A 26,323-nucleotide genomic window follows, 5' to 3' on the forward strand; every position below is an offset into this window, starting at 1 on the left:
TATGGCTACAATTCATGTCGATGGAAAATCGTATGAAGTCAACGGCTCAGAGAACTTACTACAAGCATGTCTTAGCCTTGGCATCGACATCCCATACTTTTGTTGGCATCCATCCTTAGGTTCTGTCGGTTCTTGCCGTCAATGTGCTGTGACTCAATACGCGAATCCTGAAGATACTCGCGGTCGTTTAGTTATGTCATGTATGACGCCTGCATCTGACAATACCTACATCTCGATTGAAGATAACGAAGCAAAGAATTTCCGTGCTTCTGTTGTTGAATTCTTGATGACCAACCACCCACACGACTGCCCAGTCTGTGAAGAGGGTGGTCATTGTCATTTACAAGATATGACTGTAATGACTCAGCATGACCGTCGTCGTTACCGCTTCACAAAACGTACGCATTACAACCAAGAGCTAGGCTCTTTCATTTCTCATGAAATGAACCGTTGTATTGCGTGCTACCGTTGTGTGCGTTACTACAAAGATTATGCAGGTGGCACAGACTTTGGTGTGTATGCAAACGCTTCGCGTGTTTACTTTGGTCGTCCAGAATCAGGTACTTTAGAATCTGAATTCTCTGGTAACTTGACTGAAGTGTGCCCAACAGGTGTATTCACAGATAAAACTCACTCTGAACGCTATAACCGTAAATGGGACATGCAGTATGCGCCAAGCGTATGCCAAGGCTGTTCTTCAGGTTGTAACATCTCTCCGGGTGAACGTTATGGCGAACTACGTCGTGTAGAAAACCGCTTTAACGGTGACGTGAACCAATACTTCCTTTGCGATAAAGGTCGTTTCGGTACAGGTTATGTGAACCGTGAAGATCGTCCACGTCAACCACAATTCCGCTCTGGTGCAAATGTGACTACAGTTTCTGTAGACCAAGCATTGGATACCGTAATTGAAAATATCCAAGGCAAAAAAGTATTGGGTATCGGTTCACCACGTGCGTCACTTGAATCAAACTTCGCGCTTCGCGAACTTGTAGGTCAAGACAACTTCTCAACGGGTATGGCTCAAAAAGAGCAAAAACTTGTTGAACTTGCAGCTTCTATTATGCAAACCGAAGGTGTTTATAACCCAGGTATGCGTGAAATCGAAAGCTACGATGCTGTGTTGATTTTGGGTGAAGACTTAACTCAAACTGCACCACGTATGGCTCTATCTGTTCGCCAAGCTGCGAAAAATAAAGCCAAAGAAATGGCTGCAGAGCGCCGTACGCAAGAGTGGTTGGCTGAACCTGTACAACGTATTGCCCAAGATGCGAAATCTCCGATTTACATCCTTGCTGCAACTCAAACACGTTTAGCTGATGTTGCAACAGGTGAAGTTGTTGCATCACCTAACGACATTGCACGTTTAGGTTTTGCGGTCGCTGCTGCTGTCAAAGGTGAAGTGATCTTAGGTTTGGATGACGATGCAAAAGCATTTGCACAAACGATTGCTGACACTTTAAAAGCTGCGAAAAAACCATTAATCATCTCTGGTACAAGCTTGCAAGACGCATCAATCATGGAAGCTGCTGCACAAGTTGCACAGAACCTTGGTAATGCGGGCTTAACATTGACTGTTCCTGAAGTGAACTCAATGGGCTTAGCGATCTTTGGTGGTCAAAGCCTAGAACAAGCATTTGCACAAGATTACGATACCGTGATCGTGGTGGAAAATGACCTTTATCGTCGCTTACCAGCCGCGCAGGTGAATGCTGCACTTTCTGGTAAAGAAGTGATCGTACTTGATCATTCTGAAACTGAAACTGTGAAAAAAGCCAACATCGTACTTTCTGCTGCTTCATTTGCTGAAGGTGATGGTACAGTTGTCTCTCAAGAAGGCCGTGCACAACGTTTCTACCAAGTGTATGACCCAAGCTACTACAAACCAGAACTTGCGATCAAAGAATCTTGGCGCTGGTTACATGCCATTGAAACTGGCGTGAAAGGCAAAGCGATTTCTTGGACAGTTCTTGATGACGTGATTGAGTCAGTAGCGAAAAACGTTCCTGCACTTGAAGCAATTCAAGATGTCGCACCAGATGCTGGCTTCCGTGTACATGGTCTGAAAGTGGCACGTGAACCACGTCGTTACTCAGGTCGTACTGCGATGCGCGCACCACTTTCTATTCATGAACCAAAACAACCAGTCGATAAAGACTCTGCGTTGACGTTCTCAATGGAAGGTTATGTAGGTAACCAAACTCCAGCTTCACTTGTACCATTTGCTTGGTCTGCAGGTTGGAACTCTCCACAAGCTTGGAACAAATTCCAAGACAACGTGGGTGGTCACTTAAAAGGTGGCGATGCAGGCGTTCGTTTATTCGATCGTTTAGCGAAACGTCCAGCACGTACTTTCGTTGCACCGGCACCTGTTGCGGTTAATGGTGAAAGCTTCCGTCTTGTACCGATGCATCACATCTTCGCTTCTGGTGAATTTACAGTGAAAACACTTGCGATGGAATCGCGTATTCCTGAAGCAATGTTTGCTGTGGGTGAACAAGATGCAGCACGCTTAAATGTTCAAGATGGTCAACGTATCGCTGTGAAAGCAGGGGATGCTGAAATCGTCCTTCCAGTTCAAGTGATTGAATACTTACCTACAGGTTATATCGGTTACCCAGTGGGTCTTGCACCTACAGTATCGCTTGCAGAACCTGTTTCAGTCGCGGTAGGAGTGTAATTCATGGAACAAGAATTAATCCGTCAAACGCCGCTGTGGGCTGAAAACTGGCCAATCGCCTATTCAGTTCTTCAAGCAATTGTGATCTTACTGGTTGTAGTATTGATCGCTGCGTTGATGTCTTTTATTGAACGTCGTTTACTCGGCTTGTGGCAAGACCGTTACGGTCCGAACCGTGTAGGTCCGGGCGGTATGTTCCAGATCGTTGCCGACATGCTGAAAATCATGTTCAAAGAAGACTGGACACCAAATTTTGCTGACAAATTGACTTTCCGTATGGCTCCAGCAGTTGCGATGGCAACTGCGGTGCTATCGTTCATGGTTATTCCTGTTTCACCTTATCTAGGTGTTTCAGACATGAGCATCGGTCTATTGTTCTTTATGGCAATGGCTGGTATTGCGGTATATGCAGTATTGTTCGGTGGCTGGTCATCAAATAACAAATACGCATTACTTGGTGGTTTACGTTCTGCTGCTCAAACCATTTCTTATGAAGTGTTCTTGGGTATTTCATTGATGGGTGTGGTTGCGATTGCAGGCTCATTCAACATGCGTGAAATTGTTGAAGCTCAACGTGATGTTTGGTTTGTTATTCCTCAGTTCTTAGGTTTCTTGATCTTCGTGGTTGCGGGTGTTGCGGTAACTCACCGTCATCCATTTGACCAACCAGAAGCAGAACAAGAATTGGCGGAAGGTTACCATGTCGAATACGGCGGTATGAAATGGGGTATGTTCTTCGTTGCGGAATACGTCAACGTAGTACTGATCTCTGCATTAATCGTGACTTTATTCTTCGGTGGTTGGTTAGCGCCTTTCAACCTAGATATTCCATTCATTCCAGCTGCGTTCTGGTTCATTATTAAAACAGCATTCTTTGTCATGATGTTTGTCTTGGCTCGTGGTTCTTTAATGCGTCCACGTTATGACCAAGTCATGAACTTTGGTTGGAAAATTTGCTTGCCATTGGCGTTGGTTAACCTTCTGGTAACTGGTGCTGTGATTCTGATGAATCAGGCCTAAGACAGCAGGGAGAATAAAATGTTTAAATTTCTAGCTGGATTTGGGTCAATTGTACGTTCGTTGTGGATGGTATTCTCACACGCGACACGTAAACGTGACACCATTTTATATCCAGAGGTTAAAGCGGAAGACATCGTACCACCACGTTTCCGTGGTCGTATCGTGTTAACGCGTGACCCTGATGGTGAAGAGCGCTGCGTTGCATGTAACCTTTGTGCGGTTGCATGTCCAGTCGGCTGTATTTCACTACAAAAAGCTGAAAAAGAAGATGGTCGTTGGTATCCGGAATTTTTCCGTATCAACTTCTCACGTTGTATTTTCTGCGGTATGTGTGAAGAAGCATGTCCTACGACTGCGATTCAAATGACACCTGACTTTGAGTTAGGTGAGTATGTTCGTCAGGACTTAGTATATGAGAAAGAAAACCTTCTTATCTCAGGTCCTGGTAAATACCCAGACTATAACTTCTACCGCGTAACAGGTATGGCTGTTGCTGGTAAAGATAAAGGTCAGGCTCAACGCGAAAGCACACCAGTTGATGTACGGAGTCTATTACCATGATGTGGCCATTTTATTTGATGGCGCTTGTGGCCATCGTCTCTACCGTTCGTGTTGTAACTAACACGAACCCAGTACACGCTTTATTAAGCTTGATTATCTCTTTACTTGCAGTTGCAGGTATCTTCATGATCGTGGGTGCGCCGTTTGCCGGTGCCCTCGAAATTATCGTTTACGCTGGCGCAATCATGGTGCTATTCGTATTCGTCGTGATGATGCTGAATCTTGGTCAAAATACAGTTGAACAAGAAAGCAAATGGCTGACTTCTTCAGCGTGGGCATATCCTGCGTTGATGAGCTTCCTGATGGGTCTAATCCTTGTTTGGATGTTGAAGTCAGACTACACAACTGCTGGCACTGTCATGGGTGCTCAAGTTGTCGGTCCGAAAGAAGTGGGTACTTCACTCTTTACTCAGTACTTATTGCTGGTTGAAGTTGCTGCGATGTTATTGCTTGGCGCACTTGTCGCTGCATTCCATCTTGGCAAACGTGAGCCAGGTGCAGAAGAGGACAAAGAATAATGGGCAACATCCCTTTAGAACATGGTTTGATCGTTGCAACCATTCTTTTTGCACTGGGTTTTTACGGTGTGATGGTTCGACGCAACCTACTATTTATTTTAATGAGCCTTGAAATCATGATGAACGCTGCTGCTTTAGCGTTCGTATTGGCAGGAAGCGCATGGGCACAGCCAGACGGTCAAGTGATGTTTATCTTGATCTTAACGCTTGCTGCAGCAGAGGCTTGTATCGGTCTTGCGATCGTCCTTCAGTTCTATCATCGCTTCCATCATCTGGATGTGGATGCTGCTAGTGAGATGCGCGGATGAGTTATTTATATTTAACAGTACTTTTCCCGCTAATTGGTTTTATCCTGTTGGCGGCAGGTCGTAAAAATCTTCCTGAATCAGTTGCTGCAATTATTGGTGCAGGTTCAGTGGGTCTTTCAGCTTTATTTGCATTAATTGCGGGTATCGACTTTGTTAATAATGGTTCAGTTGCAACAACTCAGCATCTTTGGACTTGGTTCAGTGCAGGTAACTTAGCACCGGGCTTCACGCTTCATTTAGATGGCTTATCATTATTGATGATGGGCATGATCACAGGTGTGGGTTTCTTAATTCACATCTTTGCAACATGGTACATGCGTGGCGAAGAAGACTTTGCACGTTTCTTCTCATATTTCAACCTATTCGTAGCAAGCATGCTGCTTTTAGTGTTGGGTGACAACTTAGCGTTGTTATTCCTCGGTTGGGAAGGTGTAGGTCTATGTTCATACCTATTGATTGGTTACTACTACCAAACACCTGCAAACGGTTTTGCTGCTATTAAAGCATTCACTGTGACACGTGTGGGTGATGTATTCTTACTGATCGCATTGTTCTTGATCTACCAACAATTCGGCACTTTAAACATTGCAGAAGTTGTAGCTGCTGCGCCAACAGTTTTGGCTCAGAGTTCTTCGATTGCGATTTGGACTGCATTGATGTTGTTCTTGGGTGCTGCAGGTAAATCTGCTCAGATCCCATTACAAACATGGTTGGCAGATGCGATGGCTGGTCCTACACCAGTATCTGCATTGATCCACGCAGCAACAATGGTAACAGCGGGTGTTTACCTATGTAGCCGTATGTTCAGCGTGTTTGAACAAGCACCAGAAGTGATGATGTTCATCTCAATCACGGGTGCAGTGACATTGTTAGTAGCAGGCTTTGCTGCATTGGTACAAACAGACATCAAACGTATTCTTGCTTACTCTACTATGAGTCAGTTGGGTTATATGTTTATGGCTGTAGGTGCTGAAGCTTACCAAGCTGGTCTATTCCACATGCTGACTCACGCATTCTTCAAGGCATTATTATTCTTGTCTTCTGGTGCAGTGATTTTGGCTTACCATCACGAACAAAACATCTTCAAGATGGGTGGTCTATTCCACAAAAACAAATTCTTGTTTGCTTGTTTCGCGATTGGTGGCGGTGCATTGGCTGCGATTCCATTCATTACGATCGGCTTCTTCTCGAAAGATGCGATTCTTGGTGCTGTATGGGTGAAAGGTCAAGCGATTGCAGTTTATGACTGCTTGTACTGGACTGGTGTAGCAGGTGCGTTCTTAACTTCAATTTATACATTCCGTCTTATTTGGGTTGTATTCTTTGGTAAAGAAAACACGCCTTACCACGAAATCAAAGGTGTTACTTACTGGGGTCCATTGGCGATTCTTGCAGTGCTTTCAACTGGTTTAGCTTATGTATTAAAAGCACCAGTAACGAATATTTTAAATGCTGCACAAATCCCAGCGTTTAATATTCCAGAAGCACTAGAACACGGTATGCATAGCGCTGAATATACAGCAGTTGGTATTGCACTTGCAGGTCTTGCAGTTGGTGTGGTGTTATTTGCCTTTGCTTATGGTGCAGTGAAATCGTTCGCGAAAACTTCACTGGGCGCGGGTCTTGCAAATATCTGTCGTAATGCACTTGGTTTCGATGCTTTGTACAACATTGTTTTCGTTAAGCCTTATTTACTACTGGCTAAAATCTTTGGTCGTGATCCAATTGATGGCTTATGGCTTGTATTGCCTGCACTTGTTAAAGGCGGTAATAGCTTTACAAGTTCACGTCAAACAGGTTCATTGCGTGAATACGCATCTAGTATGGCATTCGGTACGTTTGCATTACTATTGATCCTGGTCGTGATTCAGGTCGTGGGGAAATAAAATGGAAACTCCAAACAATTTAATTCTACCCGCTCTGATCCTTATTCCGTTCATTGCAGGTTTTGTATGCTGGCTTGTCGATAAACTCGACAAGCACTTACCACGCTATATTGCCTTAATTGGTATGTTATTAACGTTGGTGTTAACCGTCGTTTTATGGCAAAGCGGTAGTTATAACTACGAGTTGGGTACGCAAGCTCCACAGTGGGCTGCTCAATTTAACCTACCGTGGATTACCACTTTAGGGATTAACATTCACCTTGCGGTGGATGGTCTTTCACTGCTTATGGTGGGTTTAACTGCATTACTGGGTGTACTTGCAGTTGGCTGTTCATGGGGTGAGATTCAAAAGAACGTTGGTTTCTTCCACTTAAACCTACTGTGGTCTTTAGGTGGTGTGATCGGTGTATTCTTAGCAATTGACATGTTCCTATTCTTCTTCTTCTGGGAGATGATGCTGGTACCAATCTACTTCTTGATCGCACTTTGGGGTCATAAAGGGGCAGAAGGTAAGTCACGCGTTTACGCTGCAACTAAATTCTTTATCTATACTCAGGTTGCGGGTCTGATCATGTTGATCGGTATCTTGGGTCTAGTGGTTGTTGGCTTCCAACTTCACGGTCAAATCAGCTTTAACTATGACTTCTTGATGAGTGTTGCACACACTGTTGAGGCAAAAGCTCCAGCACTTGCGTATGCATTCATGATCTGTATGTTTATTGGTTTTGCGGTAAAACTTCCAGTTTTCCCATTACACGGCTGGTTACCAGATGCACATGCGCAAGCACCTACAGCGGGTTCTGTCGACCTTGCAGGTATCTTGATTAAAACTGCGGCTTATGGTCTTTTACGTTTCGTTATTCCATTCTTCCCAGTAGCATCTGCTCAGTTTGCTGACATCGCGATCATTCTTGGTCTAATCGGTATTTTCTACGGTGCATGGTGTGCATTCCAACAAACAGACATGAAACGTCTGCTTGCGTACACATCTATTTCGCACATGGGCTTCGTACTTCTTGCCTTGTATGCAGGTAACATCCTGACATTCCAAGGCTTGATGATTATGATGCTGGCTCACGGTCTATCTTCTGCTGCATTGTTCATTATGTGTGGTCAGGTTTACGAACGTCTGCATACACGTGACATGCGTTTGATGGGCGGTATCCGTGGTCAGTTCCAATACCTTTCATTCTTCTTAATGTTCTTTGTTGCGGCACTTGTAGGTATTCCAGGTCTAGGTAACTTCATCGGTGAATTCCTGATCTTGATGGGTTCTTATGACAAGTTCCCTGTGTACACAATCCTTGCTGCAGTAAGCTTAGTATTTGCCGGTCTTTACGGTTTAATCCTGATCCACAAAGCATTGTTTGGTACACCAAACGAAGAACAAAAACAGCATTACGCAAATCCGTTGAAAGACTTAAATGCGCGTGAAGTTGTGATTCTTTTAATCTGTGCTCTTGGTCTAGTATGGCTTGGTCTATTCCCACAAACCTTCCTTGATATTTCAAATTCAAGCATGGCGTGGATTGCAAATAGCTATATTCCAGTTCAAGAAGTCGTTGATGTTGTGCAGCAGATTGCTGTACAACCTGAAAATGTGGAGATGCAATAAGCCATGGACTTCACAATGTCATTTTCTGAGCTTATGCCATTAGCTCCTGTGATGATCGTGGCTTTAACTGCGATCGTCGTGATGTTGCTAATTGCAATCAAGCGTAACCACAATTTAGTTGCAACGACTTCCGTTATCGGTCTGAACCTTGCAGCCTTTTATATTATTTTTGTTTTCGTTGCAGGGCAGTATGCACCTGCAAACGTAATGAATTTGTTCATCGTAGATCCATTTACGATGTTGTACCAATTCGTGATTTTGATTGCAGCACTTGCTTGCTGCACATTGTCACATGCGTATATCGAAACCTATAAAGATAACCGTGAAGAACTTTATATCTTGATGCTGTGCTCTGTAACAGGTGCATTGTTAATGGTTGCAAGTTCGCACTATGCGTCTTTCTTTATCAGTCTTGAGTTAATGTCGATTCCTGTATACGGCCTATTGGCTTATACACACCAACGTTCACAGTCGCTTGAAGCGGGTGTGAAATATTTGGTGCTTTCAGCAACCGCTTCTGCGATGTTGTTGATGGGTATGGCTTATGTATATGCATATACAGGTACAATGGCATTCGTTGCTGAACCAGGCAAAATGTTCACAACTTTCAGCCAACCGGGCGTAGTCCTTGGTCTTGCACTGATTGTTTTTGCTGTTGCATTTAAATTGTCTCTTGCGCCATTCCACAAATGGACACCAGACGTGTATGCAGGTGCGCCAGCGCCAATCGCGACATTCTTAGCGACTGTGGCTAAAGTGGCAATGATCGGTCTATTCGTTCGTTACTTCTTAGCTTCTGGCTTAATCCTTTCTGACAGCTTCATCACGATCGTGACCATCATTGCAGTATTGTCTATCCTTGCGGGTAACTTACTAGCAGTACGTCAAGTGAACTTGAAACGTATCCTTGCATACTCTTCAATCGCTCACTTTGGTTACTTACTTGTTGCGATTGTCAGTGCACGTAATACTGATTTTGTTCAAGTACAAGGCTTTGCAACATTTAGCAGCGTCAACGTTTATGTGATTACTTATGTATTAACAACGATTGGTGCGTTCGGTGTTGTGACACTGATGTCTAGCCCTTACAACAACAAAGACGAAGCAGGTAGCCTTGCTGAGTACCGTGGTTTGTTCTGGCGTCGTCCAGTGTTGACTGCAACACTGACTGTCATGATGTTATCTCTTGCAGGTATCCCATTAACAGCAGGCTTTATTGGTAAGTTCCTTGTGATCAAAACAGCTGTTGCTGGTGGTTCATGGTTCTTAGCTGCAATGGTGATCCTTGGTTCAGGTATCGGTTTGTACTACTACCTACGTGTGATGGTTGTGATGTACATGACTCCACCGGAAAACCCACGTATCGACGCTGTCGATCATTGGGGTCAAAAAGTGGGTGGTATTATGGTGCTTGGTGCAGCTGCTCTTGTGTTGTTGATCGGTGTATATCCAGATCCAATCATTGCAGTTTCTCAAGTGGCATACTTTGCGATCTCACCTGAATTACAACAGTTCATTTTTAGCTTAATTCAAAGTGGTTTTAACTAATGAATTAAGCAATTAATTTGCTTATTACAAAAAAGCCTCCTGTAAAGGGGGCTTTTTTATTTTTATCATTTGTTAAATAGCTTTATAATGGTTGAAATTTTATCTTAACCTTTTAGGTGTTCTCCCGTGGCTATCCATGAAATCCGTCATCCTCTTATTCGACATAAACTCGGCTTACTTCGTCGTGCAGATATTAGTACTAAAAACTTCCGTGAGCTTGCTCAAGAAGTGACTATGCTTCTGACTTATGAAGCAACGAAAGATTTACCAATGGTCGATCATGAAATTGATGGTTGGAATGGTAAAGTAACTGTAGATCGTATTGCCGGTAAAAAAATAACAGTTGTACCGATTTTACGTGCAGGTATTGGTATGTTAGATGGTTTCTTAAACCTGATTCCAAGTGCGAAAGTATCTGTATTGGGTTTAGAGCGTGATGAAGAAACTTTAGAAGCGCGTACTTACTACAAAAAATTAGTACCAGACGTACAAAACCGTTTAGCGATGATTATTGACCCAATGCTTGCAACAGGTTCATCGCTCGTTGCTGCTATTGACGTTCTAAAAGCCAGTGGTTGTAAAGATATTCGTGTCATGGTGCTTGTAGCAGCTCCAGAAGGCATTAAACGTGTGAATGAAGCTCACCCAGATGTGATCATTTACACAGCATCTGTAGACCAAGGTTTAAATGAAAACGGTTATATCGTTCCTGGTCTTGGCGATGCAGGCGATAAAATTTTCGGTTCAGTTCAAAAAGACTAATTTTTGAATCATGAACAGAAAAGGGGCTTTTATAGCCTCTTTTTTATATACTAAAGACATTGGAATAAATGGAATAGGGTACTTTATGAAGTCCGAACAATATAAAGGTAAAGTGAAGCAGTACAATCCTGAAAAGGGCTTTGGCTTTCTTTCATGTGAAGAAGGTGATGTATTTTTCCATATCTCTGACTTTCCCGCAGATGGTGTCGAGCCAAAACGTAATGATCGTGTGAAATTTAATGTGGTGAAAAATGGTGATCGTTATAAAGCCATAAACATTGAGCGTGAAGAAGACAAATCTGCAAAAGCTAAAAAATCTAAAGTAGTGGCAAATAACCAGTCAATTACTTCAGCTTTGCTTTCGAATTTGCGTAAATAATGTGATTTTAAGATTTCATAGAAATCTTTGAAATAAAAAAGAGGTCTATAGGGCCTCTTTTTTTATTATCATAAGAGTATTAAAAGAAAAGATGAGAGACAATTTTTATGTTTAAAGAGGGGAAAATCAAAAGCTATAACGTTGAGCGCGGCTTTGGATTTATACAACAAGATCAAGCAAAGGATTTATTTTTTCATATTCGTGATTTTCCTAGCCGACACATCGAACCACGTGTTGGAGAAAATCTCAAATACAGGATTGAAGCAGATCAGGGTAAATTTAAAGCGGTAAATATCATCCGTTTAGATTTGAAAAAAGAGCGGTCCACTCATGAACAGATAAATCCGTCATTTGAATCAAGGTCGGATCGAGTGAATGACCAAGCTACTCCTCACGATACAGCCAAAGGCACAGTTTGGGGCAGTAAAATCTTCAGCATGATTGGACTCATTGTAATTGTAGTATTAGCTGTGGCTGTATATGGGAAATATCAGCAGTACCAAGAACAGAAGCAACTACATTTACAACAGCTCATGCAAGAAAATGAAAACATTGTAAAAGAACAACGAAAAGCACAGGGGGATTTACCCGATCGGGTGCTGTCTGAGCAAGGTGAAAAAAACCTATACGGCACAGCTTCAACGCAGGCTCAGTCTGTTGTTCGAGACACTGTGCCAGCTCATGCTTCAAGTGATACGCCAAGGGCGGCAGAGAAAGCACAGTTTAGTTGTGATGGGCGTACACATTGTAGTCAGATGAAATCTTATGAAGAAGCGGTCTATTTTCTACAACATTGTCCAGGCACGAAAATGGACGGAAACAACGACGGAATACCTTGCGAACGACAATTTAATAAATAAGAAAAAGCGCCATTAGGCGCTTTTTTATTTAGACAGATTTTTCACAAAATTGCATAAAGGCTTTGAGCCCTGGTCCTTGGTATTTCTGACGATGTACCAACATGAATAATGGACGGGCAAGTTGCCAGAACGGTGTATCTAAAACCACCAATTGACCTTTTTCACGTAAAGGCTCAATTGCCAGTTTAGAAATACATGACATTCCTAGGCCACCCGCCACGATTTTTAAAATGGCTTCGTTATGACCCAAGGTTAAACGAATATTGGCATCTGGCAGGTCTTTTAAAATTGCGTTGTCAAATACTTCACGTGTGCCTGAACCTTCTTCACGTAAGATCCATTCTACGTTATCGAAGTCAGCTGCAGTCAGTGCACGATCCAGCTTCGCTAAGGGATGCTCTGGGGAACAGCACACCGCAAGTTCATCGTCACGCCAGTGAATACATTGTAGCTGTGGCAGATGGCATGAACCTTCAATTAAGGCCAAATCTAACTGAAATTGGTTTACCGCTTCAATCATTTGGCGGGTATTGCCGACTTGAAGTTGTAAATGTGCTTGAGGTTGAATTTGTAAGAAATCTGCCATGAGGTCTGGCATCAAGTAGTCACTGATGGTTAGGGTCGCGCCCAAACGCAGATCAATACTTTGTAGTTCGCCTTTGGCTGCTTGTTCAAAAGCTTCACAGCGCCCTAAAATTTCCAAAGCTTGTGGCAATAAAAAACGACCCAAGTCATTCAATTGCAAGCGTTTACCAAGTCGGTCAAACAGTGGAGCACCGAGACCATCTTCGAGGTCTGCCAATGCCATACTTGCTGCACTTTGAGTAAGTTTGACAGCATCACTGGCTTTGGTAACGGTACCTTCTTGAGCGACTGCTACAAAAACAGCCAACTGGCGTAAAGTCATGCGCATGAATCAGGCCTTAACATTTAAAAAATATTAATAAATTATGCTGTCATGCTAACATGAGCACAGTCTGTCACGCCACGTTCAAATCATGTCAATTGAAAAATTTAGCTTAGAAAAGGTTTTATCTGTACACCGTTGGACCAATACTTTGTTCAGTTTTACCATGACACGCCCTGCACATTTTAAATTTACCGCTGGTCAGTTCGCACGAATTGGTTTGAAAGTGGGCGATGAATTGGTGGTTCGTGCCTATTCTGTGGTGTCGTCACCCTTTGATGAAACTTTAGAGTTTTTCTCTATCGTCGTTCCTGATGGTGCGTTTACTTCAAATTTGCAGCATCTACAAGTGGGCGATGAGCTGTATTTAGAAAAAGTGCCTTATGGTTTCCTTACCTTGGTGCGTTATCAGTTGCCATTGCCAAAGGACTTATGGCTGTTGGGAACAGGAACGGGTCTAGCACCATTTTTATCGATGCTACAAGACTTTGAAACGTGGTCTAAATACGAAAAAATTAATCTAGTCTACAGTGTGCGTACAGTATCAGAACTGGCTTATGTCGAGCGTATTCAAGAAATCGCCGAGACCTTTGGTGAAGGGCATACGGGATTTAAATTTATTCCTATTGTGACACGTGATCCAAATGCACCGCTGCATGACCGTTTACCCGTTTTAATTGAAAATGGCGAGTTAGAACAGGCGGCAGGCTTAGCATTTAATGTGGAAACGACGCATGTCATGTTGTGTGGTAATCCACAAATGGTTGATGACACCAAGGCGGCATTAAAGGCGCGTGGTTTGACCATGAACCGTCGTGGTGAAGGAAATATTGCTGTAGAAAATTATTGGTAATCTGCCATGAAAAAAAGCTCATCGATGGATGAGCTTTTTTATTTTCGGAAACTAAATACGTTTTGTTGTTAATGCAGAATTTTATTTAAGAACTGCTGCGCTCGTTCACCACGAGGGGCATTAAAGAAATCATCTTTGCTGCAGTCTTCTACAATTTTTCCTTGATCCATAAAGATCACTCGGTCTGCAACCTGACGAGCAAAGCCCATCTCATGGGTTACACACATCATGGTCATACCTTCTTTGGCAAGACCCACCATTACATCAAGCACTTCGTTAATCATCTCTGGATCAAGTGCCGAAGTTGGTTCATCAAACAGCATGGCAATCGGGTCCATACTGAGCGCACGTGCAATGGCAACACGTTGCTGTTGTCCACCTGATAACTGTGCAGGGAATTTAGCGGCATGCGCACTCAAACCCACACGGTCTAAATAAGCCAAGCCTTTTTTCTTGGCTTCGGCTTCTGATCGACCCAAGACTTTGACCTGCGCAATGGTCAGGTTTTCGGTAATGGATAAATGTGGAAACAGTTCAAAGTGCTGGAACACCATACCTACACGACTACGCAATTTATTTAAATCGGTTTTTGGGTCATTAATGGAAATTCCGTCGACCAAAATCGTACCGGCTTGAAAAGGCTCAAGCCCATTGACGGTTTTAATGAGCGTTGATTTACCTGAGCCAGAAGGTCCACACACCACAACCACTTCACCTTGTTTGATTTGAGTCGTACAATCGGTGAGCACTTGAAAATCTTTATACCATTTACTGACATTTTGGAGGTCAATCATCGTTTTTTGATCGGTCATACACTTAACCTCCGTTGTAATTTTTTAACTGCATAGGTGGCGATCATACTAATAGTGAAATACACCAGACCGGCAAACAGAATGTATTGAGTTAACAATGACATGAGGTCGCCTCGAACATAATTGGTGCGGAAAAAGTCTAACAGCCCGATGGCATAAACCATGGTTGAATCTTGGAACAGAATGATGGTTTGCTGTAAAAGCAGTGGCGTCATTTTGCGGAAAGATTGCGGCAAAATAATTAGGCGCATTGCTTGGCCATAGCTCATACCCAAAGCATAAGCTGCAGAAGTTTGGCCTTTAGGAATCGATTGAATCCCGGCACGGACAATCTCTGAAAAGTAAGCAGCTTCAAATAGCATGAAGGCCACGATACTCGACACGAGGGCAGTATCAATCGTTAGATAGTTACCTGTGATCCCTGTGTAGATAAAGGGTACGGCAAAGTAGAACCACATCAGCACCAAGAGCAAAGGAATAGAACGAAAGAGGTTCACATAGCCTTTAGCAAAAATATTAAATACTTTAATCGAGGACAGGCGCATCAACGCCAATAAAGTCCCAATAAAGACACCACCAATGGTTGCCGTGATCACCACTTTTAGCGTGATGCTGAAACCATGCCATAGCGCAGGGCCAGACGCTTGGAGGTCTTGAATAAAAGAACTGAGCCATTCCATTATTTATCTCCTGCAATTAAGCCAGGAACGCGTAGGCGTTTTTCCAGAAAATTCATGAAACCAATTAAACAGATATTGATCACGATGAAAATAATGGTGACGTAGGTATAAATTTCGATGGTGTTTTGCGTGTATTCACTGATGGTTTTCATCTGCGAAATGATTTCTGCAACTCCGACCAAAGACGCGACTGAGGTGTTTTTGACACAGTTGGTCAACTCAGAGCTGAGGGGTGGCAAAATCGTGCGGAATGACTGCGGTAAGATCACATAGCGGTATAGTTGAGCCGTACTAAATCCCATGGCATAACCTGCATTGGTTTGCCCCAAAGGAAGCGCTTCAATACCAGTCCTGACTTGCTCACAGACCCGTGCAGCTGTAAATAGACCCAAGCCGACACTTGCAGAAATTAAGGCGGTCGTATTTGCCCCAAGGTCATTCATCCACCAGCTTTTAATCGCAGCAGGGAGGAAGTTAGGTACAACATAGAACCAAATAAACAGTTGAATCAATAAGGGTACATTTCGGAAAATAGTCACGTAGGCCGTACCAATACCTCGTGCTATAGGACTCGGTAGGGTACGCATAATACCCAAGATGCTGCCAAGCACCATCGCAATGCTCCATGCCACCAAAGCGATGACAAACAGCCAGCCGATTCCAATTAAAATCCAATTCAGGTAGGTCGAATCACCTACACCAGTAGATTGGAACAGCACACCCCAATTCCAGCTATAATTCATAGGAACTCCCTATAATGAGCTTAAGCCAAAATCCGTTTGGCTTAAGCATCTTTAGAATGTTTAGGGAAAGTTATTCGTCACGGTCATGTGGATTGCTAATCAATGCTTTTAATTGATCAGACATCGGGAAATTCAAATTGATATTTTTTGGTGGAATTGGCGTTTGGAACCATTTTTTATACATGTCATTGATTTCACCAGAGCTATAGGTCGCTTTGATTGCATCATCAACCACTTGTTTAAAGCCAGTATCGCCTTTACGTAGCATACAACCATAAATTTCTTGAATCGGTGCTGTACCCACGATTTCCCATTTATTTGGATCTTTGGCTTTCGATTTTTCACCCGCCAGCAAAATATCATCCATCATAAATGCCGCTGCACGACCATTTTGTAGCATGAGGAAAGACTCAGCGTGGTCTTTGGCAGAAATGACTTCACCAATACCTAACTCTTTTTCATGTTGACGAATATAACGCTCAGATGTAGTTCCTGCCGTGGTGACTAATTTTTTACCTTTAAGGTCAGCGAAGTCTTTAATCCCAGAGTCTTTTGCAGTAAGTAAGCGTGAACCCACCTCAAAGAAACCTGTTGAGAAATCAACTTGTTGTTGGCGTTCTTTATTGTTGGTGGTTGAACCACACTCTAAGTCAACAGTACCATTAGAAACCAATGGAATTCGGTTTTGGCTGGTCACTAAGTTATAACGGATTTTTAAATCGGGAAGATTTAATTGTTTTTTTACTGCTTCAACTACTTTTAATTGAAGATCATGCGCATAACCCACAGGTTGGTTTGGATTATCTGCGATATATGAAAATGGAATCGATGAATCGCGATAGCCTAAAACAATCGTGCCCGATTTTTTGATCTTATCTAAAGTCCCTGAGTCAGAAACAGCAGCTTCACTTCCTGCAGCTTTATCCGTTGTAGGTGCTTTATTGTCACTACATGCGCTAAGCCCTAAAGTGAGCGCACTTGCACAGAACAAAGTTGCTAAATGTTTTTTTGACGTCATCGTTAAAACTCCTTTTACCCTGATTTAATATCCACTTTTTATGATCTTGTTACGTATTTAGTTTTATTGCTCTGTTTTTAAGAATGTTTCAACAATAAAAAAGAGATCATTTTCTACATCTTAGGTGATAAATCGAACAAGGCTCAAGCAAAATTTATTGCCGAATTGTTACTAAGAAATGGGATAAGTTATGAAGATTTTTTATAAGAAGGTTTGCTATAAGTCATTAAATATAAAATAATTTAATTTTATTGTGAAATAAATGATGAAAATAAAAGGGCATAAAAAAACCTCCAAATGGAGGTTTTCGGGATTAAACTTTAGTTTAATCTCCGTGTTAATGCACAAACATATCCATAAATTCACGAATTTCTTGAATCGCTGTGTCTACGTCGGAAGTCAACCAAGTCGGTTCAAAAAAGCCAGCATAATGCTCCAGTCGATCTTGGGGAACAACTAAGCGAATCGGGCATTCTTCTTCGAGCAAGCGCCAAGGAATAATAGGCACTTCATTATCTAAAAAAGCCGCAATATTTCGAATATCAATCACCATCGCATTGATGCATTCAGGGAATGGCATCACTGAAAACTCTTCAGTACGTCGGCGGAAATATTCCAAATCACCCCATTTCAACACATAACTTGGCTTACTAAATTCAATAATGCCAATAAGATGTTGATCGCGAGTGTAATGAAGGGAACATTGATGAGTGACGTCAGTGTCAAGATCAAGCGTTACACCTTGTTGATGGTACGCCATAGATTTGATAACAGGTGAAAAATAAGGTGCATGATTATAGCTCATTTCATCCATCAAAAGCAGAGAATTCCATCTAGCTCAAAAAAGCAGTTATTTTCGAAAAACTTATCACTCTGAAAATGAATACGATTGAAATGTAGTATTCAGCTCATTGTCCCATATTTATACCTTAGCGATTGATTTTAAATCTAAAATTAAGGGAATTATCTAAACAGAAAAACGGATGTGAATTGAAATGATCTTTCAAGTTACATGTTTTCACGGATTGTAATTGTTCTTCACACAACAATGGATATTGTATTGCTAGTATAAAAAGTGAACGACGAACAACAAAATAGCGAGGGGAATATGACACACGATTTTAATAAACCGCCCCATACCACCAGCGCAGAAGAAACAACACAAAAAAAACGTATCCCAGTGTATATGCTAATTTTAGTGGGTATCTTCTTAATCGCGTTATTGTTTTATATGTTTGCAGATATGAAACCGTCTGCTTCGGATGCACCACCTGATCATCCTGCACCGAATGCACAAACTGCAACTGCCAATGATACGACTAGCGGTACAGCGGGGGATGAAGCTGTTGCCAATGATTCAAATACTGCAACTGCGACAGATCATTGATGATAAATACATGAACATAGTGATGTGATTCTAGGATTTGTACCTTAAGCATCTCATCAGAATGACACAAATAAAGCCTTGGTTATGCCAAGGCTTTTTTACATTCAATTGTGAGCTTTTGTTGGAGTTATGCATACTTTGGTTGATTAAAAAATACGCAAAAACTAAGGTGGAAAAGAAAGCTCAAGTTTAAAGCACCAATGCTGTGTGATATCGCGGCATACGTAAAAATGCACATAACAACAGATCATGTATAACAATGAGGGCGAACGTATGAATGATTATCTGGGTGGTCCGCGTGGCCGTTTTGATGCCATGTATTATTGGGAACAGTTTCACCCCATTTTAAGTGCAGTAGCAATTCTCCTGATTGGTTGGGTCATTGCTTTATTGATTGCTGCTGGCGTCAAAAAAGTTCTGCAACAATTAGGTACAAATCAAAAACTTTCAAATGCAACTGGGCACCGTTCCAATGTTGAAAATATAGTCTCCAGAGTAGTGTTCTGGATTATTTTGATCATTGCCGTCATTGGTGCGCTCAATGTGCTGAATTTGACCAGTGTCAGTGGCCCATTCAGTAATATGATTCAGCAGTTCTTGTTATTTATTCCACAGCTCTTGGCTGCGGTAGCTGTAGGTTTTATTGGTTGGATCGTGGCGAGTTTGGTCAAAGTCGGTTCAAAGAAACTGCTTGATAAAACCCAACTCGATGAAAAACTTAGTTCTGAGGTTGGCGTCAGCCCAATCAGTCAAAATATCAGTGAAATAGTTTATTGGCTAATCTTGTTACTTTTCCTACCGATTGTTTTATCGATCTTGGGTTTGAATGGTCTCTTGTTCCCAATCCAAAATATGGTCACTGAAGTTGTTTCTTATCTTCCCAATATCTTTATTGCCGGTGTTATCGTCTTTGTGGGTTATATTTTGGCGAAGATTGTGCGAGGCATCGTGGAAGGCTTGGTGAACAGTTTAAGCCTGCAGCAGCAAGTCGAAAAAGTGGGCATGTTTAAAAACGCAAAACTTGCTCAAGTTTTGGGTAATTTCGTCTTTGCTATAGTCATCATCACGGCATTAATTGTGGCTTTCGAAGCACTTGGCATCGAGGCGATTTCTCAGCCGGCAACGGCCATGTTGCATGAGATCATGTATGCAATACCGAACATCATTGCCGCAGGTTTAATCTTAATCTTGGCTTATGTGGTGTCACGCTTTGTGGCACGTCTAGTGGTGGATGTGATCTCGGGTACTGGTGTCGATGCTGTACCAGAAAAATTAGACATTCAACGCTTTTTGGGCAAAACCAAAGTGTCGGATGTTGTCGGTTGCCTCATTGTATTTTTCACCATGTTGTTTGCGGTATCTGAAGCTGCTAACCGTTTAGGCTTTGAGCAAATCAGTGCCCTTATTGCTATGTTTATCCAGTTCGGTGCAAGTATTTTACTTGGTGCTGTAATTTTGGTGGTGGGTTTCTGGCTTGCCAATATTGTGGCAAATGTGGTGCAACGAGGGGAATATAACAGTTCACGTTGGTTAGGTAATTTGGTCCGTGTGCTGATTATGGGCTTGGTTGTAGCCATGGGCTTGCGTGCCATGGGTATTGCCGACTCGATCGTGAATTTGGCCTTTGGTTTAACTCTCGGTGCGGTTGCAGTTGCTTTCGCTTTGGCCTTTGGTTTAGGTGGTCGCAATCCGGCGGAACGATTGTTATCAGATCTTATTGATAAAGCAAAACGTGAAGCCAACGAACCGAATCCAGTACAGGAACAGGCGAAGGCAAAAACCACCTTTAATACGCCAACATCGTCTACAGCGAGTCCAACGCCATCAACATCTGTGATGACTTCTGAAGTGAAAACCGATGATGGCTATCCAAACATTCAACAGGCTGCTCCCGGCGTCAGTGAAAAAGAAACCGCGACGCCAGATCAGTTGGATGTAAACCCAAGTGATCAACCACAAAATAATCCATTTGGATCGACAGGCGAGGCTGAAAAACAGGTCGATGCACCTTCGGCACCTTTAACCCCGCCAAAACCAGATGATCCAAATTAAACTATTCTGTCTTTAAAAAAATCGGCCACGCTTAAGTGGTCGATTTTAATGCTTTATAAGGAATATTGTATGGCAAAAACACCGAATAAATTTTTAGCCCCAGTGATTATTGCTGGGATCACAGTTGGTTTTTTGGCGAGCGCACGACGCTTTATTTTTGCAAAATCAAAACGCACTGATTTTGAGCAGACAGAACAATCACCGCCAAAAAGTGAAAAAAATTATACCAATCAGTCCAAAAATAATGATTGAAATTTACTCGAAAATTGGTATTTTAAGTAATAGTGATATATGGAATATTACTTAAAATATAAAAACTTAGGATTCATATTGCTGTCATGAATGACACTTATGATCTGTGCAAAGGAATGGCAAAATGGGGGTAATTTCAATGCTCAATACTTTAGTATCGACACTCAAACAAACCGCAAGCGTGCAACCACAACATATTTCAGTTGCCGTTGAAAAAATGGATCTGACAATTCAACGAACTTCGACGTCGTCAGTATCATTATTTAAAACCGACTATCTTGAATAAGTCCGATTGGGCAAGAAAAAGGGCTGAATGAATCAGCCCTTTTTTTATGCAGAGATCTTCTGCAGGTTATATTTAATTAATTCTATGTCGAGATCAGACGTATTCAGAAGCTGCATGCGCAGAAGCCCATGCCCATTGGAAGTTGTATCCACCTAAATGACCTGTTACATCAAGTACTTCGCCAATAAAGTACAAACCTTTCTGTTTTTTACTTTCCATGGTTTTTGATGAGACTTCAGTGGTATCGACACCACCCAGTGTAACTTCAGCAGTACGGTAACCTTCAGTGCCTGATGGTTTTACTTCAAAGCTTTCTAAACGGCTTGCAATGAGTTCTAGTTTTTCATCACTGATATTGCCAATGGCTAATTCAGCTTGTTCAGGCCAAATCAGATTTTGTAATTCCACAACCACGCTTTTCGGTAAGTGTTCATTGAATAGTGTGCGCAGTAACACTTTTGGTTGACTAGATTTCTTAGATTTGAGGAAATCTAAAACATCTAAAGTTGGCAGGAAATTGATGTTAAAGCGTTGACCGACATCCCAGTAGTTTGAAAGCTGCAATGAGCTTGGGCCACTTAAACCACGGTGAGTAAAAAGTAAAGCCTCAGTAAAACTATTTAACTCATTCGATAACGTCGCTTCAACAGCATTGCCGCTCAAGCGAGTGGTGACTTCTTTAAAACTATCGGAGAAAGTGAAGGGTACTAGGCCAGCGCGAGTGGGGTAGACAGAATGACCAAATTGTTTGGCAATCTCATAGCCAATTCCTGAACCACCTAAAGTAGGAATAGAAAGACCGCCACTGGCAATAACCACGGATTCTGCTTCAAAAAAGCCTAGATTGGTTGCCACTTGAAAGCCTTGTTCAGGCAAGGCATTGACTGCTTTTACTTCACAGTTGGTTTTAATATCCACCAAGCCCGTTCTGTCACATTCTGCCAATAGCATGGCGAGAATTTCTTTTGCACCATTTTGGGTAAATAATTGCCCATGTTTGCGCTCTTCGTACTCAATGCCATATTCGCAGACCATACCAATGAAGTCCCAGTTGGTATAGCGAGTTAATGCCGAAATAACAAAGTGCGGATTATGTGAAATATAATTTTCTGGTTCGACATACAAATTGGTGAAATTGCATTTACCGCCGCCAGACATTAGGATTTTTTTGCCAACTTTATTAGCTTTTTCAACCACCAAAACTTTGCGTCCACGCTGCGCCGCTTTATATGCCGTCATTAAGCCTGATGCACCAGCACCTAAAACAAGGACATCATATTGATTTTGCGACATGGTAAGTTTCCGCATGGAAGAAAGGACGCAGGATTATACGCTTTTTAGCGCTTCGGTTGAACCTTTCAGGCGACCTTGTAGGCCACCAGTATGAATCACTAAAACACGTTGATGGTTTTTAATCTGACCCCGCTCAATCATGCAGAAAATACCTCGCAGCATTTTAGCCGTATAAACCTGTTCTAATGGAATCGCAAAGCGTTGTTCAAAGTCATGCATAAACTGTAAAAGTTCCGGCGTTGTTTTGGCATAACCGCCACAGCAAAATTCATCACTGATGCTCCAATTGGTTTTCTGCGTCAACTGAGCAACATCGTCGCAAAGAAAATTGCCTTTGAGCGCTGAAAAACCAAGAACAAGTTGATGTTCCGCACTGGCTTCGATCAAGCCCGTTATGGTTCCACCTGTACCGACTGCACAGCAGATGAGATCAAAATTTTGTTGATTTTCATGGCTTAAGATTTCCCTACAGCCACGGATAGCCAATGCATTGGTTCCACCTTCAGGAATGACATAATGTTCGGGAAATTCCTGTCGTAATTGCGCTAAAGCGTCAACTTGTTTCATTTCCCGATACTGTTGGCGTGTGACAAAACTGAACTGCATACCAAACTGTTCGGCGGTGGCTAAAGTAGGATTTCGGGCTTGATGTTGTAATTCCTCCCCACGGATGATGCCTAAACTGCCGAATCCAAATAAATGTGCAGCATATGCAGTGGCTGCAATGTGATTTGAATAAGCACCGCCAAAGCTAAGCACCTGTTTAAACCCTAATTTCTGCGCCTCAATAAAATTATATTTGAGTTTATAAAATTTATTGCCTGATATTTGTGGGTGTACCAAGTCCAAACGCTTAATACACAAATTAACCCCTTGATATTGAATAGTCTGCTCAGGAATGGCGTGGGCGATAGATTTAAACATGTTGGTAATCGTTATCTTGGTGGTTGGAGGTCAAATAGGTAGGCATTGTAAAACGGGAGGTGCAGAAGATGAAATCCTTTACATCTTGTATTGTTCAACTTTGCTTATAGTACTTCACTGCCAGCGTCCGCTAACTATCAACATCAACTAACTAGCAACATCAACGGAGGTGACGACAGACATACCGGGTCTTAAGTTTTCCAAACCTTGTTGATTGGGATCAATCGCAATTTTCACGGCAATGCGTTGCACGACTTTGGTGAAATTTCCTGTGGCATTGTCAGGTTTCAAAACACTAAATTCAGAACCAGCCGCAGGGGAGATTTGCTCAACTTTGCCGTAAAATTTTTGATGTTTCATGCCATCAACGCTGAACCACGCTTTTTGACCTATATGCATATCTGCAATTTGCGTTTCTTTAAAGTTGGCAGTCACCCAGCGCTGCTGTGGAATCAAATACATCAGTTGAGTGCCTGCTGCAACGTATTGACCAATCCGCGGGCTGACTTCACCTAGCTGACCATCCATAGGCGCTACAATCGTGCTGTAGTCTTTGGTAGTCACAGCCTGATCAAACTGTGCTTTGGCGCTATTTACTTGCGCTTTAAGCCCCGTCGCTGCAACTTGTGCGGTTTTAAATGATTCTTTGGCAACCAGCAAATTGGCTTCTGCTTGATGAAGTTGGGCCAAACTATTTTTAGCGTCTGCAGTGGCTTTGTCTTGTTCCGTTTTCGACGCAGCACCAGTATTGCCGAGTTGTTGGTAGCGCGTCATTTGTGCAAGGGCTAACTCATAGGCCGCACGTGATTGGTCCACTTTCGCTTCGGCTGCCGTAATATCCGCTCTGCGTTGTTCAATGGCCTGGCTTTGATTGGCAAGCGAGTTCTGTGCTTGTTCCACCCCAGATTCAGCTTGTGTGACTTTTTGATCATAGGTCGTTGCATCGATATGCATAAGCACTTGACCTTTTTTCACATGATCAAAATCCGTCACCAAAACATCTTTCACATAACCATTAATTTGTGATGAAAGCACCGTGGTTTTGCCTTTGACATAGCTATTTTCAGTCGACTCGATACTGTTATGAAATGGACCAATCCGCCACGCCCATAAGATCAGCGCAATCCCCAGCAAGAGGATGATCAACATAAAAATCAGGGTCCGCTGCGGCGTAGAGATAAGCTTGCTTGATGGCGCAGGCATAGCGGTTGCTGTTTGTGGTTGCTGCGCTGCTGCTTGCTCAGTGGGTTTATGGTCTTCGGTCATGGTGTTCTCAATATCAATTAGGTCATTTGGCTGTTGCTTATGTTGTTTAAGTCGGGAAAATTTTAGCTACTATCCGTGCGTTGCTGTTGGCGTAATTGATATTTATTTTTGCCAATCAGAAACAAGCCCCAAAGCAACAATATAACGGCGAATATGCCATTTAAAAAAATCACATCGTTATAGGCTCGAACTTGGGCTTCTCGAGTGATGGTTTGATTAAGGCTACGTATGGCTTGTTGTTGATCTAAATTAGGGTCTAAAGAATATTGATGCGCACTTTGCGCCAATTGTTGTAGGCGCTGTTCCACTATAGGTGAGGTTTGCGATAAATCATTATAAATCTGTGCCTGATAGGTTTGGGTACGCATTTGCTGGTAGTTCGAAAAGAACGAGGATCCGACCAATCCCCCAAAGGTTTGCGTTGCAGAAAACAGCACGATAAACGTCACCATGTGCGATGGGCCTTTTTGCAAAGCACTGACAATGCCTGTAAGCAAAAGTGGGCCAATAAACATGCCACTAGCAAAGCCCACCAAAAACTGACTCCAATAAAAATCATGCGGTCGAACATCACTGGTCAGGTGGTAATCCAGCGCACAGGCAAAGAGCACGAGACCTGCTGCACCAAGCAGATGAAGCACGATTTTTTCTTTGGAAAAGGTCAGGGCACTAAACACTGTACCTAAGACAATCCCGATCAGCACGACGGTATAAAAGGAAACAAATTGGTCGGGTCCCATGCCCATGGTTTTCAAAAAATTCACGGCCGCATAGCTTTGTTCAGACATGAGAAAGCGAATGGCAAAGGCACCGATAATAAAACTCACGGTCGACGATGTTCCGAGCCAGCGTGTGACAATGAGGGGATTGACCCGAAAATGTTCATAGGTCAGACCGACAACTAAAAGAATCAAAGCGGCGATGAGTACATAGGCCAACCATTCAGCCTCAAACCACCAAACAATCGGGCCTTGAGTCAACACGATACATAGCAAAGCAAAGCCGGGTGCTAATAATGCAAAGGTGAATAAATCTTGCTTTTCAAACACCTCGATTCTTAGACTTCGTGGCAATTTAAGAGAGACCACCATCGCCAAACAACATAAGGCTAGACCTAATTCAAAGGTGTAAAAAATAGACCAATCATTTACATCGACCAGATAGGGCGACATGATCCATGCCAGCGGAATCCCCAACTGCTGAAAGCCCAAAGCCAGATAAAGCCCACGACCAAAATGAGCACGTTTAAACGCTTGCATGATGTAATACATCCCAAGCGAACTGAGTGGAGCTGCAAGTAAGCCGCTAATCACCCGTGCAAAAATTGCCATTTCATAGGTATGGACGAATAAATGCAGCACCATCACCGCGATAAATAAAACCAAACCAATTTCTGAAAATAGCCTAAGTCCATATTGTTGACGGGCTTTAAATAAGATCAGGTTGGAGCTGACATTGGCCATAACAAATGCCGCAGGGATCCATGCCGCTTCTGAAGGCGTTAAGCCATATTCACCTTGTAGAAGGGGTAAATTTGCCGTAATGAATCCATTACTTAAGCTCCCCGAGATCGCAACAAATAAACCGATAAAGAAGTATAAAAAACGCTTATAGGTGGGATGCGCAATCGCAGCGGGAGAGCCGGGCAAAGTCGGTTTTTCTTCGGGTGTCCAATCCGGAGCAGGTTCCAATAAACGCGGAGATTTGGACATG

General features: G+C 42.6%; 26 protein-coding genes. 16 read left to right on the plus strand and 10 right to left on the minus strand.

The features are described 5' to 3' along the window. The first annotated feature begins 1 nt into the window (after position 1). The 11 genes from nuoG (at position 2) to AC4CU0_RS03710 (ending at position 12,137) form a co-directional block, all read left to right on the plus strand. On the plus strand, positions 2-2,680 hold the full coding sequence (gene nuoG, locus AC4CU0_RS03660; RefSeq protein WP_490742484.1) for an NADH-quinone oxidoreductase subunit NuoG: 2,679 nt from the start codon (positions 2-4) through the stop codon (positions 2,678-2,680). Positions 2,681-2,683: 3 nt separating this feature from the next. After that, complete coding sequence (nuoH, locus tag AC4CU0_RS03665; protein ID WP_490742485.1) at positions 2,684-3,700, plus strand: NADH-quinone oxidoreductase subunit NuoH; 1,017 nt, start codon at positions 2,684-2,686, stop codon at positions 3,698-3,700. Positions 3,701-3,718: 18 nt separating this feature from the next. Beyond that, on the plus strand, positions 3,719-4,261 hold the full coding sequence (gene nuoI, locus AC4CU0_RS03670; RefSeq protein WP_078191099.1) for an NADH-quinone oxidoreductase subunit NuoI: 543 nt from the start codon (positions 3,719-3,721) through the stop codon (positions 4,259-4,261). Next, a complete protein-coding gene (gene nuoJ / locus AC4CU0_RS03675) occupies positions 4,261-4,779 on the plus strand; it encodes an NADH-quinone oxidoreductase subunit J (RefSeq protein ID WP_171262661.1) in 519 nt (172 codons plus the stop codon). Before nuoI ends, nuoJ begins: the two co-directional genes overlap by 1 nt. Continuing rightward, a complete protein-coding gene (nuoK, locus tag AC4CU0_RS03680) occupies positions 4,779-5,087 on the plus strand; it encodes an NADH-quinone oxidoreductase subunit NuoK (RefSeq protein WP_067665227.1) in 309 nt (102 codons plus the stop codon). The genes nuoJ and nuoK overlap by 1 nt, the downstream gene beginning before the upstream one ends. Continuing rightward, positions 5,084-6,973, plus strand: coding sequence for an NADH-quinone oxidoreductase subunit L (gene nuoL / locus AC4CU0_RS03685; protein WP_078191097.1), 1,890 nt, complete (start codon positions 5,084-5,086; stop codon positions 6,971-6,973). The genes nuoK and nuoL overlap by 4 nt, the downstream gene beginning before the upstream one ends. A 1-nt stretch (position 6,974) precedes the next feature. Continuing rightward, complete coding sequence (gene nuoM, locus AC4CU0_RS03690) at positions 6,975-8,588, plus strand: NADH-quinone oxidoreductase subunit M (RefSeq protein WP_180039662.1); 1,614 nt, start codon at positions 6,975-6,977, stop codon at positions 8,586-8,588. Positions 8,589-8,591: 3 nt separating this feature from the next. After that, positions 8,592-10,136, plus strand: coding sequence for an NADH-quinone oxidoreductase subunit NuoN (gene nuoN, locus AC4CU0_RS03695; RefSeq protein ID WP_078192290.1), 1,545 nt, complete (start codon positions 8,592-8,594; stop codon positions 10,134-10,136). A gap of 126 nt (positions 10,137-10,262) precedes the next feature. Next, complete coding sequence (gene upp / locus AC4CU0_RS03700) at positions 10,263-10,898, plus strand: uracil phosphoribosyltransferase (protein WP_078192289.1); 636 nt, start codon at positions 10,263-10,265, stop codon at positions 10,896-10,898. Between the two features lie 85 nt (positions 10,899-10,983). Beyond that, positions 10,984-11,277, plus strand: coding sequence for a cold shock domain-containing protein (locus tag AC4CU0_RS03705; RefSeq protein ID WP_078192288.1), 294 nt, complete (start codon positions 10,984-10,986; stop codon positions 11,275-11,277). 107 nt (positions 11,278-11,384) lie between these two features. Beyond that, entirely contained in the window at positions 11,385-12,137 is a 753-nt protein-coding gene (locus tag AC4CU0_RS03710) for a cold shock domain-containing protein (RefSeq protein WP_490742486.1), read from the plus strand. 28 nt (positions 12,138-12,165) lie between these two features. On the opposite strand, the gene gigC is transcribed toward AC4CU0_RS03710, so the two are convergent. After that, positions 12,166-13,050, minus strand: a complete 885-nt coding sequence (gene gigC / locus AC4CU0_RS03715; RefSeq protein ID WP_078191091.1) for a LysR family transcriptional regulator GigC — start codon at positions 13,048-13,050, stop codon at positions 12,166-12,168. A gap of 85 nt (positions 13,051-13,135) precedes the next feature. Here gigC and AC4CU0_RS03720 point away from each other — a divergent pair, with 85 nt between their 5' ends. Next, positions 13,136-13,897: a ferredoxin--NADP reductase gene (locus tag AC4CU0_RS03720; protein ID WP_490742487.1), complete on the plus strand. Its 762-nt coding sequence runs from the start codon at positions 13,136-13,138 to the stop codon at positions 13,895-13,897. A gap of 68 nt (positions 13,898-13,965) precedes the next feature. On the opposite strand, the gene AC4CU0_RS03725 is transcribed toward AC4CU0_RS03720, so the two are convergent. The 5 genes from AC4CU0_RS03725 to AC4CU0_RS03745 all read right to left on the minus strand — a co-directional run bounded on the left by AC4CU0_RS03725 (position 13,966) and on the right by AC4CU0_RS03745 (position 17,910). Further along, a complete protein-coding gene (locus AC4CU0_RS03725) occupies positions 13,966-14,709 on the minus strand; it encodes an amino acid ABC transporter ATP-binding protein (protein ID WP_078191089.1) in 744 nt (247 codons plus the stop codon). Beyond that, complete coding sequence (locus tag AC4CU0_RS03730; protein ID WP_180021328.1) at positions 14,706-15,389, minus strand: ABC transporter permease subunit; 684 nt, start codon at positions 15,387-15,389, stop codon at positions 14,706-14,708. Before AC4CU0_RS03730 ends, AC4CU0_RS03725 begins: the two co-directional genes overlap by 4 nt. Next, positions 15,389-16,132 carry an amino acid ABC transporter permease gene (locus AC4CU0_RS03735; RefSeq protein WP_180021326.1) on the minus strand — a complete coding sequence of 248 codons (744 nt, stop codon included), beginning with the start codon at positions 16,130-16,132 and terminating at the stop codon, positions 15,389-15,391. Before AC4CU0_RS03735 ends, AC4CU0_RS03730 begins: the two co-directional genes overlap by 1 nt. 70 nt (positions 16,133-16,202) lie before the next feature. Further along, positions 16,203-17,150 carry a transporter substrate-binding domain-containing protein gene (locus AC4CU0_RS03740; RefSeq protein ID WP_180004747.1) on the minus strand — a complete coding sequence of 316 codons (948 nt, stop codon included), beginning with the start codon at positions 17,148-17,150 and terminating at the stop codon, positions 16,203-16,205. A gap of 337 nt (positions 17,151-17,487) precedes the next feature. Beyond that, entirely contained in the window at positions 17,488-17,910 is a 423-nt protein-coding gene (locus AC4CU0_RS03745; RefSeq protein ID WP_078191199.1) for a hypothetical protein, read from the minus strand. A 348-nt stretch (positions 17,911-18,258) separates the two neighbouring features. Here AC4CU0_RS03745 and AC4CU0_RS03750 point away from each other — a divergent pair, with 348 nt between their 5' ends. The 4 genes from AC4CU0_RS03750 to AC4CU0_RS03765 all read left to right on the plus strand — a co-directional run bounded on the left by AC4CU0_RS03750 (position 18,259) and on the right by AC4CU0_RS03765 (position 21,127). Further along, complete coding sequence (locus tag AC4CU0_RS03750; RefSeq protein WP_078191085.1) at positions 18,259-18,537, plus strand: hypothetical protein; 279 nt, start codon at positions 18,259-18,261, stop codon at positions 18,535-18,537. A 273-nt stretch (positions 18,538-18,810) separates the two neighbouring features. After that, a complete protein-coding gene (locus AC4CU0_RS03755) occupies positions 18,811-20,589 on the plus strand; it encodes a mechanosensitive ion channel (RefSeq protein WP_490742488.1) in 1,779 nt (592 codons plus the stop codon). Between the two features lie 69 nt (positions 20,590-20,658). After that, entirely contained in the window at positions 20,659-20,841 is a 183-nt protein-coding gene (locus AC4CU0_RS03760; protein WP_490742489.1) for a hypothetical protein, read from the plus strand. A 124-nt stretch (positions 20,842-20,965) separates the two neighbouring features. After that, a complete protein-coding gene (locus AC4CU0_RS03765) occupies positions 20,966-21,127 on the plus strand; it encodes a hypothetical protein (protein WP_162689753.1) in 162 nt (53 codons plus the stop codon). A gap of 93 nt (positions 21,128-21,220) precedes the next feature. Here AC4CU0_RS03765 and AC4CU0_RS03770 read toward each other — a convergent pair whose 3' ends face one another. The 4 genes from AC4CU0_RS03770 to AC4CU0_RS03785 form a co-directional block, all read right to left on the minus strand. Then, entirely contained in the window at positions 21,221-22,420 is a 1,200-nt protein-coding gene (locus AC4CU0_RS03770; RefSeq protein WP_490742490.1) for a BaiN/RdsA family NAD(P)/FAD-dependent oxidoreductase, read from the minus strand. Between the two features lie 33 nt (positions 22,421-22,453). Next, positions 22,454-23,344 carry a 1-aminocyclopropane-1-carboxylate deaminase/D-cysteine desulfhydrase gene (locus AC4CU0_RS03775; protein WP_490742491.1) on the minus strand — a complete coding sequence of 297 codons (891 nt, stop codon included), beginning with the start codon at positions 23,342-23,344 and terminating at the stop codon, positions 22,454-22,456. 147 nt (positions 23,345-23,491) lie between these two features. Next, positions 23,492-24,610, minus strand: a complete 1,119-nt coding sequence (locus tag AC4CU0_RS03780; protein ID WP_490742492.1) for an HlyD family secretion protein — start codon at positions 24,608-24,610, stop codon at positions 23,492-23,494. A gap of 62 nt (positions 24,611-24,672) precedes the next feature. Next, positions 24,673-26,322: an MFS transporter gene (locus AC4CU0_RS03785; protein WP_490742493.1), complete on the minus strand. Its 1,650-nt coding sequence runs from the start codon at positions 26,320-26,322 to the stop codon at positions 24,673-24,675. Position 26,323: the final 1 nt, after the last annotated feature.

The sequence above is a fragment of the Acinetobacter sp. LipI_15 genome, from assembly GCF_058242865.1.

What these genes read in the sequence shown, in the direction of transcription:
- nuoK (WP_067665227.1), top strand. Translation starts at nt 4,779, where the DNA reads ATGGGCAACATCCCTTTAGAACATGGTTTGATCGTTGCAACCATTCTT.
- nuoH (WP_490742485.1), top strand. Translation starts at nt 2,684, where the DNA reads ATGGAACAAGAATTAATCCGTCAAACGCCGCTGTGGGCTGAAAACTGG.
- nuoL (WP_078191097.1), top strand. Translation starts at nt 5,084, where the DNA reads ATGAGTTATTTATATTTAACAGTACTTTTCCCGCTAATTGGTTTTATC.
- AC4CU0_RS03780 (WP_490742492.1), bottom strand. Translation starts at nt 24,610, where the DNA reads ATGACCGAAGACCATAAACCCACTGAGCAAGCAGCAGCGCAGCAACCA.
- nuoG (WP_490742484.1), top strand. Translation starts at nt 2, where the DNA reads ATGGCTACAATTCATGTCGATGGAAAATCGTATGAAGTCAACGGCTCA.
- gigC (WP_078191091.1), bottom strand. Translation starts at nt 13,050, where the DNA reads ATGCGCATGACTTTACGCCAGTTGGCTGTTTTTGTAGCAGTCGCTCAA.
- AC4CU0_RS03730 (WP_180021328.1), bottom strand. Translation starts at nt 15,389, where the DNA reads ATGGAATGGCTCAGTTCTTTTATTCAAGACCTCCAAGCGTCTGGCCCT.
- AC4CU0_RS03775 (WP_490742491.1), bottom strand. Translation starts at nt 23,344, where the DNA reads ATGTTTAAATCTATCGCCCACGCCATTCCTGAGCAGACTATTCAATAT.
- AC4CU0_RS03770 (WP_490742490.1), bottom strand. Translation starts at nt 22,420, where the DNA reads ATGTCGCAAAATCAATATGATGTCCTTGTTTTAGGTGCTGGTGCATCA.
- nuoI (WP_078191099.1), top strand. Translation starts at nt 3,719, where the DNA reads ATGTTTAAATTTCTAGCTGGATTTGGGTCAATTGTACGTTCGTTGTGG.
- AC4CU0_RS03785 (WP_490742493.1), bottom strand. Translation starts at nt 26,322, where the DNA reads ATGTCCAAATCTCCGCGTTTATTGGAACCTGCTCCGGATTGGACACCC.
- AC4CU0_RS03760 (WP_490742489.1), top strand. Translation starts at nt 20,659, where the DNA reads ATGGCAAAAACACCGAATAAATTTTTAGCCCCAGTGATTATTGCTGGG.
- AC4CU0_RS03705 (WP_078192288.1), top strand. Translation starts at nt 10,984, where the DNA reads ATGAAGTCCGAACAATATAAAGGTAAAGTGAAGCAGTACAATCCTGAA.
- AC4CU0_RS03725 (WP_078191089.1), bottom strand. Translation starts at nt 14,709, where the DNA reads ATGACCGATCAAAAAACGATGATTGACCTCCAAAATGTCAGTAAATGG.
- AC4CU0_RS03755 (WP_490742488.1), top strand. Translation starts at nt 18,811, where the DNA reads ATGAATGATTATCTGGGTGGTCCGCGTGGCCGTTTTGATGCCATGTAT.
- nuoM (WP_180039662.1), top strand. Translation starts at nt 6,975, where the DNA reads ATGGAAACTCCAAACAATTTAATTCTACCCGCTCTGATCCTTATTCCG.
- AC4CU0_RS03740 (WP_180004747.1), bottom strand. Translation starts at nt 17,150, where the DNA reads ATGACGTCAAAAAAACATTTAGCAACTTTGTTCTGTGCAAGTGCGCTC.
- AC4CU0_RS03720 (WP_490742487.1), top strand. Translation starts at nt 13,136, where the DNA reads ATGTCAATTGAAAAATTTAGCTTAGAAAAGGTTTTATCTGTACACCGT.
- AC4CU0_RS03750 (WP_078191085.1), top strand. Translation starts at nt 18,259, where the DNA reads ATGACACACGATTTTAATAAACCGCCCCATACCACCAGCGCAGAAGAA.
- AC4CU0_RS03735 (WP_180021326.1), bottom strand. Translation starts at nt 16,132, where the DNA reads ATGAATTATAGCTGGAATTGGGGTGTGCTGTTCCAATCTACTGGTGTA.
- nuoN (WP_078192290.1), top strand. Translation starts at nt 8,592, where the DNA reads ATGGACTTCACAATGTCATTTTCTGAGCTTATGCCATTAGCTCCTGTG.
- nuoJ (WP_171262661.1), top strand. Translation starts at nt 4,261, where the DNA reads ATGTGGCCATTTTATTTGATGGCGCTTGTGGCCATCGTCTCTACCGTT.
- AC4CU0_RS03745 (WP_078191199.1), bottom strand. Translation starts at nt 17,910, where the DNA reads ATGGCGTACCATCAACAAGGTGTAACGCTTGATCTTGACACTGACGTC.
- AC4CU0_RS03710 (WP_490742486.1), top strand. Translation starts at nt 11,385, where the DNA reads ATGTTTAAAGAGGGGAAAATCAAAAGCTATAACGTTGAGCGCGGCTTT.
- AC4CU0_RS03765 (WP_162689753.1), top strand. Translation starts at nt 20,966, where the DNA reads ATGGGGGTAATTTCAATGCTCAATACTTTAGTATCGACACTCAAACAA.